General features: G+C 70.0%; 15 protein-coding genes. 11 read left to right on the top strand and 4 right to left on the bottom strand.

Going from position 1 to position 12,810, the window contains the following annotated elements; genetic code table 11:
• The first annotated feature begins 408 nt into the window (after positions 1-408).
• From ABN028_RS00355 to ABN028_RS00345, 3 genes are read left to right on the top strand one after another with little or no spacing between them, the layout of a single operon-like run.
• The gene (locus ABN028_RS00355; RefSeq protein ID WP_349695157.1) at positions 409-2,553 is read left to right on the top strand and encodes a HelD family protein; all 2,145 of its coding nucleotides are present in this window, start codon (positions 409-411) and stop codon (positions 2,551-2,553) included.
• A gap of 57 nt (positions 2,554-2,610) precedes the next feature.
• Complete coding sequence (locus ABN028_RS00350) at positions 2,611-3,300, top strand: maleylpyruvate isomerase N-terminal domain-containing protein (RefSeq protein ID WP_349695156.1); 690 nt, start codon at positions 2,611-2,613, stop codon at positions 3,298-3,300.
• A gap of 31 nt (positions 3,301-3,331) precedes the next feature.
• The gene (locus ABN028_RS00345; RefSeq protein WP_349329667.1) at positions 3,332-3,961 is read left to right on the top strand and encodes an HD domain-containing protein; all 630 of its coding nucleotides are present in this window, start codon (positions 3,332-3,334) and stop codon (positions 3,959-3,961) included.
• A gap of 38 nt (positions 3,962-3,999) precedes the next feature.
• Here the strand turns inward: ABN028_RS00345 and ABN028_RS00340 are convergent, their stop codons facing one another.
• Positions 4,000-4,341, bottom strand: coding sequence for a hypothetical protein (locus ABN028_RS00340; RefSeq protein WP_349329668.1), 342 nt, complete (start codon positions 4,339-4,341; stop codon positions 4,000-4,002).
• A gap of 159 nt (positions 4,342-4,500) precedes the next feature.
• On the opposite strand from ABN028_RS00340, the gene ABN028_RS00335 reads away from it, so the two are divergent.
• Entirely contained in the window at positions 4,501-6,093 is a 1,593-nt protein-coding gene (locus ABN028_RS00335; protein WP_349695155.1) for a beta-N-acetylhexosaminidase, read from the top strand.
• 234 nt (positions 6,094-6,327) lie between these two features.
• On the opposite strand, the gene ABN028_RS00330 is transcribed toward ABN028_RS00335, so the two are convergent.
• Positions 6,328-6,588 carry a DUF4031 domain-containing protein gene (locus ABN028_RS00330; RefSeq protein ID WP_349695154.1) on the bottom strand — a complete coding sequence of 87 codons (261 nt, stop codon included), beginning with the start codon at positions 6,586-6,588 and terminating at the stop codon, positions 6,328-6,330.
• A gap of 31 nt (positions 6,589-6,619) precedes the next feature.
• Positions 6,620-7,405, bottom strand: coding sequence for a copper homeostasis protein CutC (locus ABN028_RS00325; RefSeq protein ID WP_349329671.1), 786 nt, complete (start codon positions 7,403-7,405; stop codon positions 6,620-6,622).
• Positions 7,406-7,432: 27 nt separating this feature from the next.
• Here ABN028_RS00325 and ABN028_RS00320 point away from each other — a divergent pair, with 27 nt between their 5' ends.
• The 7 genes from ABN028_RS00320 to ABN028_RS00290 all read left to right on the top strand — a co-directional run bounded on the left by ABN028_RS00320 (position 7,433) and on the right by ABN028_RS00290 (position 11,445).
• Entirely contained in the window at positions 7,433-7,774 is a 342-nt protein-coding gene (locus tag ABN028_RS00320) for a DUF8819 family protein (protein ID WP_349329672.1), read from the top strand.
• Positions 7,775-7,877: 103 nt separating this feature from the next.
• Entirely contained in the window at positions 7,878-8,132 is a 255-nt protein-coding gene (locus tag ABN028_RS00315) for a type II toxin-antitoxin system VapB family antitoxin (protein ID WP_349329673.1), read from the top strand.
• Entirely contained in the window at positions 8,129-8,536 is a 408-nt protein-coding gene (locus ABN028_RS00310) for a type II toxin-antitoxin system VapC family toxin (RefSeq protein WP_349695153.1), read from the top strand. Before ABN028_RS00315 ends, ABN028_RS00310 begins: the two co-directional genes overlap by 4 nt.
• A 52-nt stretch (positions 8,537-8,588) precedes the next feature.
• Positions 8,589-9,074: a helix-turn-helix transcriptional regulator gene (locus tag ABN028_RS00305; RefSeq protein ID WP_349695152.1), complete on the top strand. Its 486-nt coding sequence runs from the start codon at positions 8,589-8,591 to the stop codon at positions 9,072-9,074.
• 174 nt (positions 9,075-9,248) lie between these two features.
• Positions 9,249-10,013 carry an RraA family protein gene (locus tag ABN028_RS00300; RefSeq protein ID WP_349695151.1) on the top strand — a complete coding sequence of 255 codons (765 nt, stop codon included), beginning with the start codon at positions 9,249-9,251 and terminating at the stop codon, positions 10,011-10,013.
• A 13-nt stretch (positions 10,014-10,026) separates the two neighbouring features.
• Positions 10,027-10,917 (top strand): amidohydrolase family protein, encoded by an 891-nt coding sequence (locus ABN028_RS00295; protein ID WP_349695150.1) that lies wholly within the window; start codon positions 10,027-10,029, stop codon positions 10,915-10,917.
• A gap of 111 nt (positions 10,918-11,028) precedes the next feature.
• Positions 11,029-11,445: a VOC family protein gene (locus tag ABN028_RS00290; RefSeq protein ID WP_349695149.1), complete on the top strand. Its 417-nt coding sequence runs from the start codon at positions 11,029-11,031 to the stop codon at positions 11,443-11,445.
• A 22-nt stretch (positions 11,446-11,467) separates the two neighbouring features.
• Here the strand turns inward: ABN028_RS00290 and ABN028_RS00285 are convergent, their stop codons facing one another.
• A complete protein-coding gene (locus ABN028_RS00285; protein ID WP_349695148.1) occupies positions 11,468-12,745 on the bottom strand; it encodes a dipeptidase in 1,278 nt (425 codons plus the stop codon).
• Positions 12,746-12,810: the final 65 nt, after the last annotated feature.

Genomic DNA, 12,810 nt, shown 5'->3' with positions numbered 1-12,810 from the left:
CATCGAACGTCACACAAGCATCACCTCGGCATCCTTTACGCATGGCCGGCATTCCGCTAAGCACAGGTGTGTTATTTCCTCATCCCGTATAAATTCGCCAGGCACTATTCAGGCGCACGGAATCGAGCAATTCTGGTCCAAACGGGAATACCAACCTCGTGGCTGGATGCTCATCCGTTCCGGAAGATTGATCACGGCTGTCGATCGGATTGTCGACAGGTGTCGACGGGCTCTCGCCGGGCACCACATAAATCGGTCGAGAACTCCGGAACGGCGTGTTAACGTATCTGGCCCTTTCCGCCCATCACCCCTTTCGGCTCCGTCGACCGACACCCCTAGGTCCGGCTGGGCCGTCGCGTCGCGCCCGGACACCGACACCCTCGGACGTCATCGAAGCGGAGACCCGCCATGCCCACGCACGAGGCGACCCAGCCACCGGATACGACGGTCGCACCCGCCGGCCCACCCTCCGACCCCACGCCCATCCACGAGTCCGCGGATCCCGCGCTCGCCGCCGAACGCCGCCACCTTGCCGAGTCCCGCTCCGCGCTACGCCAGATGCGAGAGCGCACCGAGTCTCTCGAGGCGCAGGGCGGCAACGCCGTCTCCACCGAGTACCTCAAGGCGACCCTCTATCACCGGGCGAAGGCCCTTGCCGACGACCCGAACACGCCGCTCTTCTTCGGCCGTCTCGACTACGGCGTCGACGCCCGTCCCGTGGACGAGGAACCGACGGCCGGCCGGGCCGAGCGCTTCTACATCGGTCGCCGGCACGTGAGCGACGAGGACGGCGACCCGATGGTGGTCGACTGGCGCGCGAGCGTGTCGCGACCCTTCTACCGCGCCACCCGCCGGGATCCACTGGGGGTCGAGCTGCGCCGGCGGTTCGGGTTCGCGCACGGCTCGTTGACGGCGTACGAGGACGAGCACCTCACCGACCCGCCCGCCACGGATGTCGCCGATGGCGCCGGCACGGCTCTCGGCAGCCGGATCCTCGAGGCCGAGATCGAACGACCCCGCGTCGGCCCGATGCGCGACATCGTGGCGACGATCCAGCCCGAGCAGGACGACATCGTCCGGGCCGACCTCTCCGGCACGGTCTGCGTCCAGGGCGCACCCGGCACCGGCAAGACGGCGGTCGGCCTGCACCGCGCCGCGTTCCTGCTCTACGCCCACCGCGACCAGCTGCGCCGGCAGGGCGTCCTCGTCGTGGGGCCCAACGACTCGTTCCTGCGCTACATCGGCGACGTCCTGCCCGCCCTCGGCGAGATCGACGCCCGGCAGAGCACGCTGGCCGAGCTGGTCGGCCGGACGAAGATCCGCGGCACCGACCCGCCCGACATCGCGACCCTCAAGGGCGACGCCCGGATGGCGGAGGTCCTCCGCCGCGCCGTGTGGTCCCATGTGAAGGAACCCAGCGAGGGCCTCGTCGTGCCGAGGGGCGCCCGCCGATTCCGCGTTCCGGCGTACGAAGTGAGCGAGATCCTCGCCGGCATCCGCGCCCGTGGTGTCCGCTACGGCGCCGGCCGCGCGATCCTGCCGCAACGGCTGGCCCACGCGATCCTCCTCCGCATGGAGGCCGACGGCGACTCGCCCGACGATCGGGTGCAGGCGTCGGTGGCCCGCAGCCGACCGGTCAAGGCGTACGCCGACGAACTCTGGCCGGCCGTCGACCCGGCCAAGCTGGTGTTCCGGCTGCTGGCGGAACCGGACTTCCTCGCCGAGCACGCCGACGGCCAGCTCGACGTGGCCGAGCAGGTGCTCCTCCGCTGGCCGGCCCCGCCGCGCTCGGCCGGGTCCGCCCGTTGGTCACTCGCCGACGCCGTGCTCGTCGACGAGACGACCGACCTGATCGAACGCACGCCGAGCCTGGGACACGTCGTCCTCGACGAGGCGCAGGACCTGTCGCCGATGCAGCTGCGGGCGGTCGGGCGGCGGTGCAGCACCGGCTCGGCGACCGTGCTGGGCGATCTCGCGCAGGCAACGACGCCGTGGGCGACCCGCGACTGGACCGACGCGCTCACCCATCTCGGCAAGTCCGGCGCCCACGTCGAGGAACTGACGAAAGGCTTCCGAGTGCCGGCGTCGGTGATCGAGTTCGCCGCCCGGCTTCTTCCGCACATCGCTCCGACCCTTGCGCCACCGTCGTCGGTCCGGCGTACCCGCGGCGATCTCGTCATCAACCAGGCCGCGAACGTGCTGCCGGCCGCGCTCGACGGCGTGCGGACGGCACTCGACCGGCCCGGCTCCGTCGGCCTCGTGGTGCCTGACGCCCGCATCCCTGCCGTTCGTTCCGCCCTCGACGCCGCCGGCATCTCCTACGCCGTGCTGGGCGACACGGACGACGTCGACGCCCACCTCGACGTCGTACCGGCGTCGCTGGTCAAGGGGCTCGAGTTCGACCACGTGGTGGTCCTCGAACCAGCCGCGATCGTCGCCGCCGAACACGACGAGGTGACGGGCCTACGCCGGCTCTACGTCTGCCTCACCCGGGCGGTCACCTCCCTCCAGATCGTCCACGCCGAACCGCTCCCCGCTCCACTGTCGGGCTGATCGTTTCGCGCAGGTCCGCCGCGCTGGTGGTCCCGTGATCTCGTTAGCGTTGCCGCCATGGACAAGCTGCATCACCGCGTCGCGACGGCCGCGCTCACCGACGCCTACTCCGAGCTCTCGCGTCTGGTCGGCTCACTGGAGGACACCGACTATGTGCGCCCGAGTCGTTGTGCCGGCTGGGCGGTGGGCGATGTGCTCTTCCATCTCCTGCTCGACGCGCAGCGGGCCCTGGTGGCGTTCGGTACGCCGACAAGGAAAGCAGCGACCACCGACTACGTGACGTACTGGCGCGACTGGTCCACCCACCGCGACGAGAGAGTGGCCGGGGCGCACGCGCGGTTCGTCCGCGTGGCGACAGCTGCCTACACAGACCCGCAGCAGCTGGCCGGCCAGTGGCAGCAGACCGCGGCCGCCGTGCTCACCACCGCCTCGGCGTTGCCCGGCTCGGAGGTCGTCGCCAGCCAGGGTCGTGCGTTCACGGTGACCGACTTCCTGGGCACGCTCGCGGTCGAGGCGACCGTGCACCATTTCGACCTGCTGATGGAGCTTCCCGGCAAGCCCGAGCCTCGGCCAGGAGCGTTGGACCTCACCGTCCGCGTCCTCGACCAGCTCCTCGGCGACACCGCGCAACGGCCGCCGTGGGACGACCTGACCTGGGTGCTCAAGGGCACCGGCCGCACACCGCTCACCACCTCCGAACGCCGCGCGCTCGGCGCCACCGCCACCCGTTTTCCCCTCGTGGGGTGAGCGGTTCGCGCCCACGGGTAGGGATGACGTGATGAGCGAGCACGACCCGACGGCAGAGGCGCTGCTCGCCCGGTGGACCGTCCTGGTGCCCGACGCACCGGAGGTGGGGCGCGGGCTGGTGGGGAGGTACGCCGAACCGCACCGGCGCTACCACGACCTGCGCCATCTGGCGGAGGTGCTGGACCGGATCGACCGGCTCGCCGCGTACGCCCACGATGCCGACGCCGTCCGCCTGGCCGCGTGGTTCCACGACGCGATCTACGACCCGCACCGGGCCGACAACGAGGAGCAGTCTGCCCGCCTCGCCGAGGACCTGCTGCCCGTGGGCGGTGTGCCCTCGTCCCGCGTCGCGGCGGCGGCCCGGCTGGTCCGGCTGACCGCGAGCCACGACCCGGGCGCGGGCGACGCCGACGGTGCCGTCCTGTCGGACGCGGACCTGGGCGTGTTGGCGGAGAGCCCGGAGCGGTACGCGGAGTACGTCGCGGATGTCCGGGCCGAGTACGCCCACGTCGATGACGAGGCGTTCCGGCGCGGTCGGGCGGAGGTGCTCGAGCGGTTGCTGGCGTACGACGAGCTGTTCCACACGCCGTTCGGGCGTACGACCTGGGAGGTGCGAGCCCGTCACAACCTCCGCGCCGAGCTCCTCCTGCTCCGGAGCTGAGCGGCAGCGAACGAACGGTGCCCGCCGTGGAGTGGCGTTCAGAAGTCGGTGGACCTGAGGACGCGCAGGGACCACACGGCAAGGGGGACGGCGACCAGGACAACGCCGGCCGAGATCGCGATCATGTACGGGCTTCGCTCGTAGTCCTCGTGCCGCTCCTTGACGATGTTGTCGTAGGTGTCACCACCGTTCAGACAGACGTATCCCGCCCGAGGCATCGGATCGTCGCCGCAGGTGACGGGATCGTCGACCGCCAGCCGTTGCTCCACGCCGACGTAGAGGCCGATCAAGGCGACAATCGTGACCGGAAAACCGATCATGAACCCGAGAAGGGCGAGACACCCGCGTCGCCGGCCGCCCCGCCGTGTCACTGCCGGCATCGCGACCCTCCGTTCACCACGGCGCACTCCCCGGCGACCATGCTAGGCGGGGTGATCATCGGCCAGGCGTCGAGGATCAGCACCCATGGGATCCCGGTTGCTCAGAATTGACCTGAACGAGCTGTTGGTGCGCAGATTCGGGCACTAGGCTGACGGCCCGTGATCCTGCCTCAGCCTCAGCACCTCGAGCGCCGCGACGGCGCCTACGCCCTGACCAACGCCACCACCCTTCGGGCCGACGACGCGTCGGGACCGGCGGCGGACGCGCTCCGCAGCGCTCTCGGACCCGCCACCGGATTCACGTGGGGCCCGCCGAGCGACCCGGCCTCCGCAGCCGGAATCACCCTGACGGTTGACGCCGCGCGCCACGGCCCCGAGGCGTACTCCCTCACTGTCACCTCCGACGGGATCGAGATCATCGGCGGCGACGCGGCCGGCGTGTTCTACGGCGTCCAGTCGCTGCGGCAGCTGCTGCCGGCCGACGCCTTCTCGTCGTCCCGCGTCGACCGCACGTGGGAGGTCCCCGCCGTCAGCATCACCGACCGGCCGCGGTTCGGCTGGCGCGGCACCATGCTCGACGTCGCCCGGCACTTCATGCCGAAGGCGTTCGTCCTCGAGCTGATCGACCTGCTCGCCCTTCACAAGCTCAACGTCCTGCACCTGCACCTCACCGAGGACCAGGGCTGGCGACTCGCGGTCGAGAAGTACCCCAGGCTCACCGAGGTCGGCGCGTGGCGTCCCGAGACCCTCGTCGGACACGCGCACCGGCCGGAGAGCGAGTACACCTTCGACGGCACACCGCACGGCGGTTTCTACACCGCCGAGGACGTTCGCGAGATCGTGGCGTACGCAGCGGAACGCTTCATCACCGTCGTCCCCGAGATCGACATGCCCGGCCACATGCTCGCCGCCATCGCCGCCTATCCGGAGCTGGGGAACGGCTTCAAGCCGGCGGAGGTGTGGAAGCGCTGGGGCATCAGCGAGCAGGTGATCAACCTCGAGGACTCGACGCTGGACTTCTGCCGCGACGTCCTCGCGGAGGTGCTGCGACTGTTTCCCAGTCCGTACGTCCACTGCGGCGGCGACGAGTGCCCGAAGACGGAGTGGAAGGCGAGCGAGTCCGCGCAACGACGCATCGCCGAGCTGGGCCTCGCCGACGACAGTGCCGACCCTGGGGGCGACACCCGGACCCCCGAGGACGCGTTGCAGGCCTGGTTCACCGGCCAGATGGCCGACTACCTGGCAGCCCAGGGGCGCCGGTTCGTCGGTTGGGACGAGGTGCTCGAAGGGGGCGGCCCGGCGCGACTGCCCGACGATGTGGTCGTCATGTCATGGCGCAGCGAGGCCGGCGGCATCGAGGCGGCTCGTGGCGGGTTGGACGTCGTGATGGCGCCGTGCCAGCACGTCTACTTCGACTACTACCAGAGCGAGGACCACGACGCCGAGCCGCTCGCGATCGGCGGCCACATACCCCTCGCGAAGGTGTACGCCTACCGGCCGATCCCCGGCGAGCTCGACGCGGAGGCGGCCGCGCACGTGTTGGGCGCCCAGGCCCAGCTCTGGACGGAGTACGTGCCGACGACCGAGCATGCGGAGTACATGCTCTTTCCCCGGCTGTGTGCGTTCGCGGAGGCGGTGTGGCGGGACGGCTCCGGCGAGATCGATGCGTACGACGTCTTCGTCGCCGAGCGGCTTCGCCCACACCTCGAGCGGCTCGACGCGCTGGGCGTCAACTACCGCGCTCTCGACTGACGCACCTCTCTTGGAGCTGCACAGCGGATGCGGTCCGTTGAGCTGGGCCGATCCCGCCTGAGCGACGTGCAAATGACCACGCTGCCCATGCGTTCGGAACCTGGAACGGGTGTCGAGACCTGTCCCGGCTACCGCAGGCGTGCTCAGCGTGGTCATTTGCCGGTGGAGCGGGCCGTTCAGGGCGCCCTCACACACGCCCCGTTGGAGCAAAGCGTCCCTCACACAGCGACCGGATCAGGGGTGCTTGCGGCGGCGCAGTCCCGCGGCCACGATCCGGGCCACCAGCTCGCGGCTCGTGACCGGGTGCGCGCCCGCGGCCACGATCTCGTCGTAGCGTTCCTCGGGGATGTCGTAGTGGTCGCGGTGGAAACCCCGCTCCGGCACGCCCATCCGCCGGGCGAACTCGTGCAGCTCCTCGAACGACACGTCACTCACCAGATGCGACCAGCTCCGCCCCCGCGCGGGCCAGACCGGCGGGTCGATGAGTAGCGTCACGCCCGCTCCCGGCCCGAACGACGGTCCGCTCTCACGCGGTCCCCGAGTCGGGGTTCGAGACGTCGACCGCCCGACTCACCTCGTCGTCCACCAGGGTGCGCCAGGCGCGTACGTAGCCCGCATCGACATACGCCTTCCACGACCGGTCCGGGCGTACGGCACTTCCGACATGGAACGCCCGGACGCCCGCCTGCGCCAGCCACGGCACATGCTCGGCGCGCAACCCTCCGCCGGCCATGAGGTGGCGAGCCGCGAAGACATCCGCACGGGCCAGCCAGATCAGGTCCTCGACGCCGTGGTCCGCGCCACGTGCCGATCCGGCCGTGAGGACCTCGGTCAGCCCAGGGAGCTCGCGAATCGCCCGCCAGGCCTGCTCGACGTCAAGAGCATGGTCGACGGCCCGGTGGAAGGTCCACGGCCTCCCGGCCAGTTCGTCGACCACCACCATGGTGGCGGCCACGTCGACGTCGAGCGTGGGGGTCAGGAACCCGAGAACGAATCCGTCGGCCCCGGCACGCGTGTAGTCCGTCACGAGGTTACGCAACCGCGCGAGCTCGGCGGGCGTCGTCGTGAAGCCGTCGCTCAACCGCAGCATCACCCGCATCGGAATCGAGCTACGACGGCGAATCTTCTCCACCAGCGAAGGCTCGGGCGAGAGTCCGTCGGCTTCGATCGCCGCGACCACCTCGATCCGATCGGCTCCGCCTGCCTCGGCGGCCACCGCGTCGGCGGGTCCGAGAGCGATGACTTCGAGCAGGGGACGCGTCCTCGTGTCTCGACCCGCCCCCGCGTCGTCGCCAGCTCCTCGAACCGTCATGGCGCAAAGCCTGCCAGGATCATCTGTGTGACCGACGACGACCCGCTGATCAAAGCCCGCGCCCGGGTACTCCATGATCTGGAAGCCCGTGGCGTCGCCGACCCGCGTGGGGTTTCGATCCTGGAACAGGCGCTGTCCGAGCGTCGCTGGTGGGTGTCCGAGTGGCCCGAGGGCGCCGACTACGTTGCCGGCCAGCTCGCCCAGGACATCCAGGACGCACTGCTCGACGAGGTAGGCCGGTGGCCGCTGTGCAAGGCGTGCGACGAGGTGGCGCCGCACGAGCTGCGGATCAACCCCGAGCTGGGGCCCGACCCGCACTGGGTCTGCGAGCGCTCCGGGATCGACGTCGCCCCCCTCGGCGAGCTGTGATCATCGGTCCGTTCGATCTCGACGGGTCTCCGCATGGTAGACTGCTACCTCGTTCTAGGTAGAACGGTGCCGCCTGGGCCGAGGGAAAGGGGAGCGGCCACCCGTGAGTCTCAACATCAAGAACGAAGAAGCCCACCGGCTGGCTCGCGAGCTGGCCGAGGCCACTGGCGAATCCATGACCCAAGCCGTGACCGAGGCACTCCGCGAACGTCTCGCGCGCGTCCGCCAGCGCGAGGACTCACCCGAGGTCGAACGCCTCCTGGCGATGGGCCGCGCGATCGGCGAACGTCTCGATCCCTACTGGAGAAGTGTCGACCATGGCGAGCTCCTCTACGACGAGAAGGGCTTGCCACGTTGATTATTGAGACGTCCGCGCTGGTCGCCATCCTTCGGGACGAACCAGCCGCCCGGGAATGCGCCCGTGCGATCCTGGGCGCCTCCCATCGACGGCTTTCAGTAGCTGGATACCTCGAGGCGGCGATCGTGATCGACGGCTCGGGAGATCCGGTTGCCAGCAGACAGTTGGACACCTTGCTCGCCGACTTCGACATCGGGATCGAGCCCCTCACCGAGCGGCAGGCTCAGATCGCGCGGGCCGCGTATCGCGACTTCGGCAAGGGACGCGGAAACTCTGCCCGGCTGAACTTCGGCGACTGCATGTCCTACGCCCTTGCCACAGACCTGAACGAGCCTCTGCTCTTCGTCGGTGACGACTTCAGCAAGACCGACGTCAAGGACGCGCTCGCAGGTGATCGCGACTGACCGGCACGGTCGACTCCGGCCCTGCGTCCCTTTCTGCTGCTAGCGTCCAGCCATGGCTGCACGGCCCGGCGACCGGTCCGGCTGGCTCGACCTGGCCCGGGAGTTCCTTCGTACGTCCGCGCTCACCAGCGTGCGGCTCGAGGACGCGGCGGCGGTCGCCTGCATGTCGCCCTTCCACTTCCACCGCAGCTTCGCACGGACGTTCGGCGAGACGCCGCACCAGTTTGTGACCCGGCTACGCGTCGACCGGGCGAAGGCCCTGCTCGCCGGTACGGACCTGAGCGTCCTGGAGGTCTGCCTTGCGGTGGGCTACCAGAGCGCGGGGACGTTCTCGCGCCGTTTCACCGCGCTGGTGGGTCGTAGTCCGTCCGCATACCGCCACGGTGTGCGCCCCATGCTGGTCGCGGTGCCGGCGCCCGTCTCGTCTCGGCGTACGCCCGGCGACCTCCGCGACGGCAGGGCGCTCTGGACGCCGCAGACCCCGCGGTTCGTACCCCTCTGCTTCACCGCCGGTTGGACCGGCACTCACGCCGCCTGACCACCGGGATACCGGGCGCCGAGATACCGCCGAGATACCGAGATGCCGGGCGCCGCCATGCGTTGTCCCCATGAGGACGGCGTATTTCGACTATTGACTCTTGTAGACAATATGCGGTCCGACCTAACCTGCTGAGGGACCTGGAGTACCGCCGCCGCGCCGAAAGGATTCGCAATGTCCAGGGGCACAGCAGACACTCCGACCGCCGACACTCAAGCGTCCGAACTCGCCAAGCTCTACAAGCATCTCCGGGTCGTCGACGTCTGCGACGCCATGGACGGCGTCGGCTACTTCGACATCGGCCTGATGGACCGCGACGTCCGTCCGCTCTGGCTCGGCATGAAGTTCTGGGGCGAGGCGGCGACCATCCGCTGCGTACCCGCGAACCGTCCCATGTGGAAGCTCAACTCCACCGAGGACATCGTGGCCGCGCACAGCGTCTGGTTCAACGAGGTGGGTCCGCCCGCCTCGCCCTCGGGTCTGGCGCCCGGCCACGTCCTCGTCACCGATGGCGGCGGCGCGCGTGAGGTGGGCTTCTGGGGTTCGGCGAACGCGTTCTCCGCGCAGGCAAACGGAGCCGTGGGCATCGTGACCGACGGCTACTGCCGGGACACTGCCGAGATCGCCCTCCAGCAGACGCCGGTGTGCGCGGCGGCGCGTGGCCGGCCGATCATCCCGGGTCGGATCGAGGTCGTCGAGGTCCAGACCACGATCGCGTGCGGCGGCGTACAGGTCCGCCCGGGCGACATCGTGGGCGCGGACGACGACGGCGTGATCGTCGTACCCGTGGAGATCGCCGAGGAGGTCGCGGTCCATGCGCGCGCGGTACTGATTGCCGACATGCACGCCCGGCGGAAGATCTACGACAAGCTGGGAAGAAAGCCTGACGCGACCACCGATGTCGAGGCGGTCGAGGCCTACTACGCCGGCCTCTCCTGAGCCGGCTGGGCCGATGACGACGGAAAACGCGCCGAGTCCGGAGTCGCCGCCCAGCGCGGCGGGGAGCATCGACGCGCACCACCATTTCTGGCGTACGCCCGAACACCATCAACACTGGCGCGACACCGGACTGCCCACCCTCGCCCGCGACTTCGAGCCCGCGGACCTCGCGGTCGAACTCGAGCGGACCGGGGTGGCCGGGACGGTCCTCGTGGAGTCACTCGACGTGCCGGCGGAGAACCGTTACCTGCTGGAGTACGCCGCCCAGACGCCCACCGTCCTGGGGGTGGTCGGCTGGCTGCCCCTGCGGGATCCGGCAGCGGCCGTGAAGACCCTGGACGAGCTCGCCGGCCATCCGGTCGTACGCGGGATCCGCTACCTGATCGGGCGGGACCCGGCCGACTGGCTGGTCGAACCTCGAACCATCGAGGTCCTGCGGGAGCTGGCCCGTCGCGGTCTCGCCTGGGACATCGTGCCGGTCACGTCCGGCCACGTCGACCATGTGTGCACGATCGCGGAGGCCGTGCCCGACCTGCGGATCGTCGCCGACCACCTCGCCCGGCCACCGCTCGACACCGGCGGATGGGAGCCGTGGGCGTCCGGGATCGCGCGCCTCGCGTCGCACCCCAACGTCGCGCTCAAACTCTCGGTCGGGATCGACGTCCTCACCCGCTGGCCGGCCTGGCAGCCGGAGCGGTTGGGCCGCTACGTGGGCCGGGCCCTCGAACAGTTCGGCCCTCGGCGGCTGATGGTGGCGAGCAACTGGCCGGTGATCACGGTGCGGCGTACGTACGCCGAGACGATGGCGGATCTCCTCGCCGCGCTGGGCACCGGCGTTGCGCCGGATGATTTCGCCGAGGTCCGTGCGGGCACCGCCCGCCGCTGGTACCGGCTTCCCAGGTGAAGCTCGCCTGAGGCGGGGATGCGGCGCGCAAGATCGGAGATGCGACCCGCCCTGGCGGCGGCCTAGTGTCGATGGACGAACGGCACCGCGTTTCCGAAGGGACCAGCCAGCATGATCAAGCGACTTTCGCACGCCAGCATCTTCGTTCTCGACCAGGACTCGGCGTACGACTTCTACGTCGACAAGCTCGGCTTCGAGGTCCGCACGGACGCGGCGTTCGGCGACAACATGCGCTGGCTCACGGTCGGGCCCAAGGGCCAGCCGGACCTCGAGATCGTTCTCATGCCGCTGACGGAAGGTCCGCACCTGACGGCCGAGAAGGTCGAGGTCCTCCGCGAACTGATCACCTCGAACACGTTCGGTGCCGGCGTTCTCGAGACCGACGACGTGCAGAAGGAGTACGAGGAACTCTCGGCCAAGGGTGTGGAGTTCGTCCGCCCGCCGGAGGAGCAGTTCTACGGCATCGAGGCGCTGTTCCGCGACGACTCGGGCAACTGGTTCAGCCTCACCCAGCGCACGACGACCTGACTCCTGGCGCGGCGCAGAGCGGCTACACCGTCCGTCCGGCCACGGCGTTCGCGTCGCCGTCGAGGTCGGCGTAGGTCGCGAGGGAGGGGCCGCGGCGCTGCTGCAGGTCGGCGGCGACCTCCTCGGCATCGCGCAGCACCCGGAGCGCGTTGGCACCGGCGAGTTTCACCAGGTCCGCTTCGGACCAACCACGGTCGAGCAGCGCGGCGAACAGGCGCGGATAGCCGGACACGTCCTCCAACCCGAGGGGCAACGTGTCGGTCCCGTCGTAGTCGCCGCCGACCCCGATGTGGTCGATGCCGGCGACCTCGCGGGCGTGCTCGACGTGCGCCACCACGTCGGCCAGCGTCGCATCCGGCTTGGGGTGGGCCTTCTTCCACTCGTCCGCGAAGGGGAAGAAGGCCTGCAGGTCGCGCGGATTCACCCCTTGTGCGCGGGCTGCCTCGGCGGCCTCGGCGCGCCACTGCGCACAGGCCGGCGCCACGAAGTCGGGCACGAACGTCACCATGCACACGCCGCCGTTGCCGGGCAACGCCGCGAGCACGTCGTCGGGCACGTTGCGCGGGACGTCGCAGACGGCGCGGGTCGACGAGTGCGAGAAGATCACCGGCGCCTCGCTCACCCGGAGCGCCGCGCGCATCGTGTCTGCCGAGACGTGGGAGAGGTCGACGAGCATGCCGAGCCGGTTCATCTCGCGGACGACCTCCTCGCCGAAGGGAGAGAGCCCGCGCCCGCCCTGGCTCGGCTCGTCGGTCGCTGCGTCGGCCCACGGCACGTTGTCGTTGTGGGTGAGGGTCAGGTAGCGCACGCCGAGCGCGTACATCGCCCGGAGCGTCCCGAGCGAACAGTCGATCGAATGCCCGCCCTCCATGCCCATCAGCGAGGCGATCCGGCCCGACGCGAAGACCTTCGCCACCTCGTCGGCGGTGGTCGCGAGCCCGAACGTGTCGGCGTACCGGTGGATCATCGCGTACACCGCGTCGATCTGTTCGAGCGTCGCCGAGACCGCGCGGTCGCCCTGAAGCCGGCTCGGCACATAGACCGACCAGAACTGCGCCCCGACACGGCCCTCGCGCAGCCGTGGGATGTCGGTGTGCAACGCGGGAGCCAGTTGGCCGATGTCGAGCCGGTCGAAGTCGTACGCCGCATGCAGGCGCATCGCGATCGGAAGGTCGTTGTGCCCGTCCACGAGCGGATTCGCGGCCAGCAACGCCTTGGCCCGATCGAGGCTGGTGTCCATGCCGCCCATCATTCCGTACGGCACCGTCGCGAGCGCACACCGCGACGGCTGGACAGCCACGAAGGGGCGGTCCCGGATGGCTCCGGGACCGCCCCTTCTTGGTCGTGCGGTACGAAGGGTAGGCG

Origin of the sequence: Actinopolymorpha sp. B17G11, assembly GCF_040196095.1 — a bacterium.
GTDB lineage: Bacteria > Actinomycetota > Actinomycetes > Propionibacteriales > Actinopolymorphaceae > Thermasporomyces.
Note: the sequence above shows the minus strand (reverse complement) of the source record. Positions and strands in the feature narration are given on the sequence as shown.

Excerpts from the sequence above, each read along its gene's own strand:
- ABN028_RS00355 (WP_349695157.1), top strand. The coding sequence starts at position 409 with ATGCCCACGCACGAGGCGACCCAGCCACCGGATACGACGGTCGCACCC.
- ABN028_RS00350 (WP_349695156.1), top strand. The coding sequence starts at position 2,611 with ATGGACAAGCTGCATCACCGCGTCGCGACGGCCGCGCTCACCGACGCC.
- ABN028_RS00345 (WP_349329667.1), top strand. The coding sequence starts at position 3,332 with ATGAGCGAGCACGACCCGACGGCAGAGGCGCTGCTCGCCCGGTGGACC.
- ABN028_RS00340 (WP_349329668.1), bottom strand. The coding sequence starts at position 4,341 with ATGCCGGCAGTGACACGGCGGGGCGGCCGGCGACGCGGGTGTCTCGCC.
- ABN028_RS00325 (WP_349329671.1), bottom strand. The coding sequence starts at position 7,405 with ATGACGGTTCGAGGAGCTGGCGACGACGCGGGGGCGGGTCGAGACACG.
- ABN028_RS00305 (WP_349695152.1), top strand. The coding sequence starts at position 8,589 with ATGGCTGCACGGCCCGGCGACCGGTCCGGCTGGCTCGACCTGGCCCGG.
- ABN028_RS00300 (WP_349695151.1), top strand. The coding sequence starts at position 9,249 with ATGTCCAGGGGCACAGCAGACACTCCGACCGCCGACACTCAAGCGTCC.
- ABN028_RS00295 (WP_349695150.1), top strand. The coding sequence starts at position 10,027 with ATGACGACGGAAAACGCGCCGAGTCCGGAGTCGCCGCCCAGCGCGGCG.
- ABN028_RS00290 (WP_349695149.1), top strand. The coding sequence starts at position 11,029 with ATGATCAAGCGACTTTCGCACGCCAGCATCTTCGTTCTCGACCAGGAC.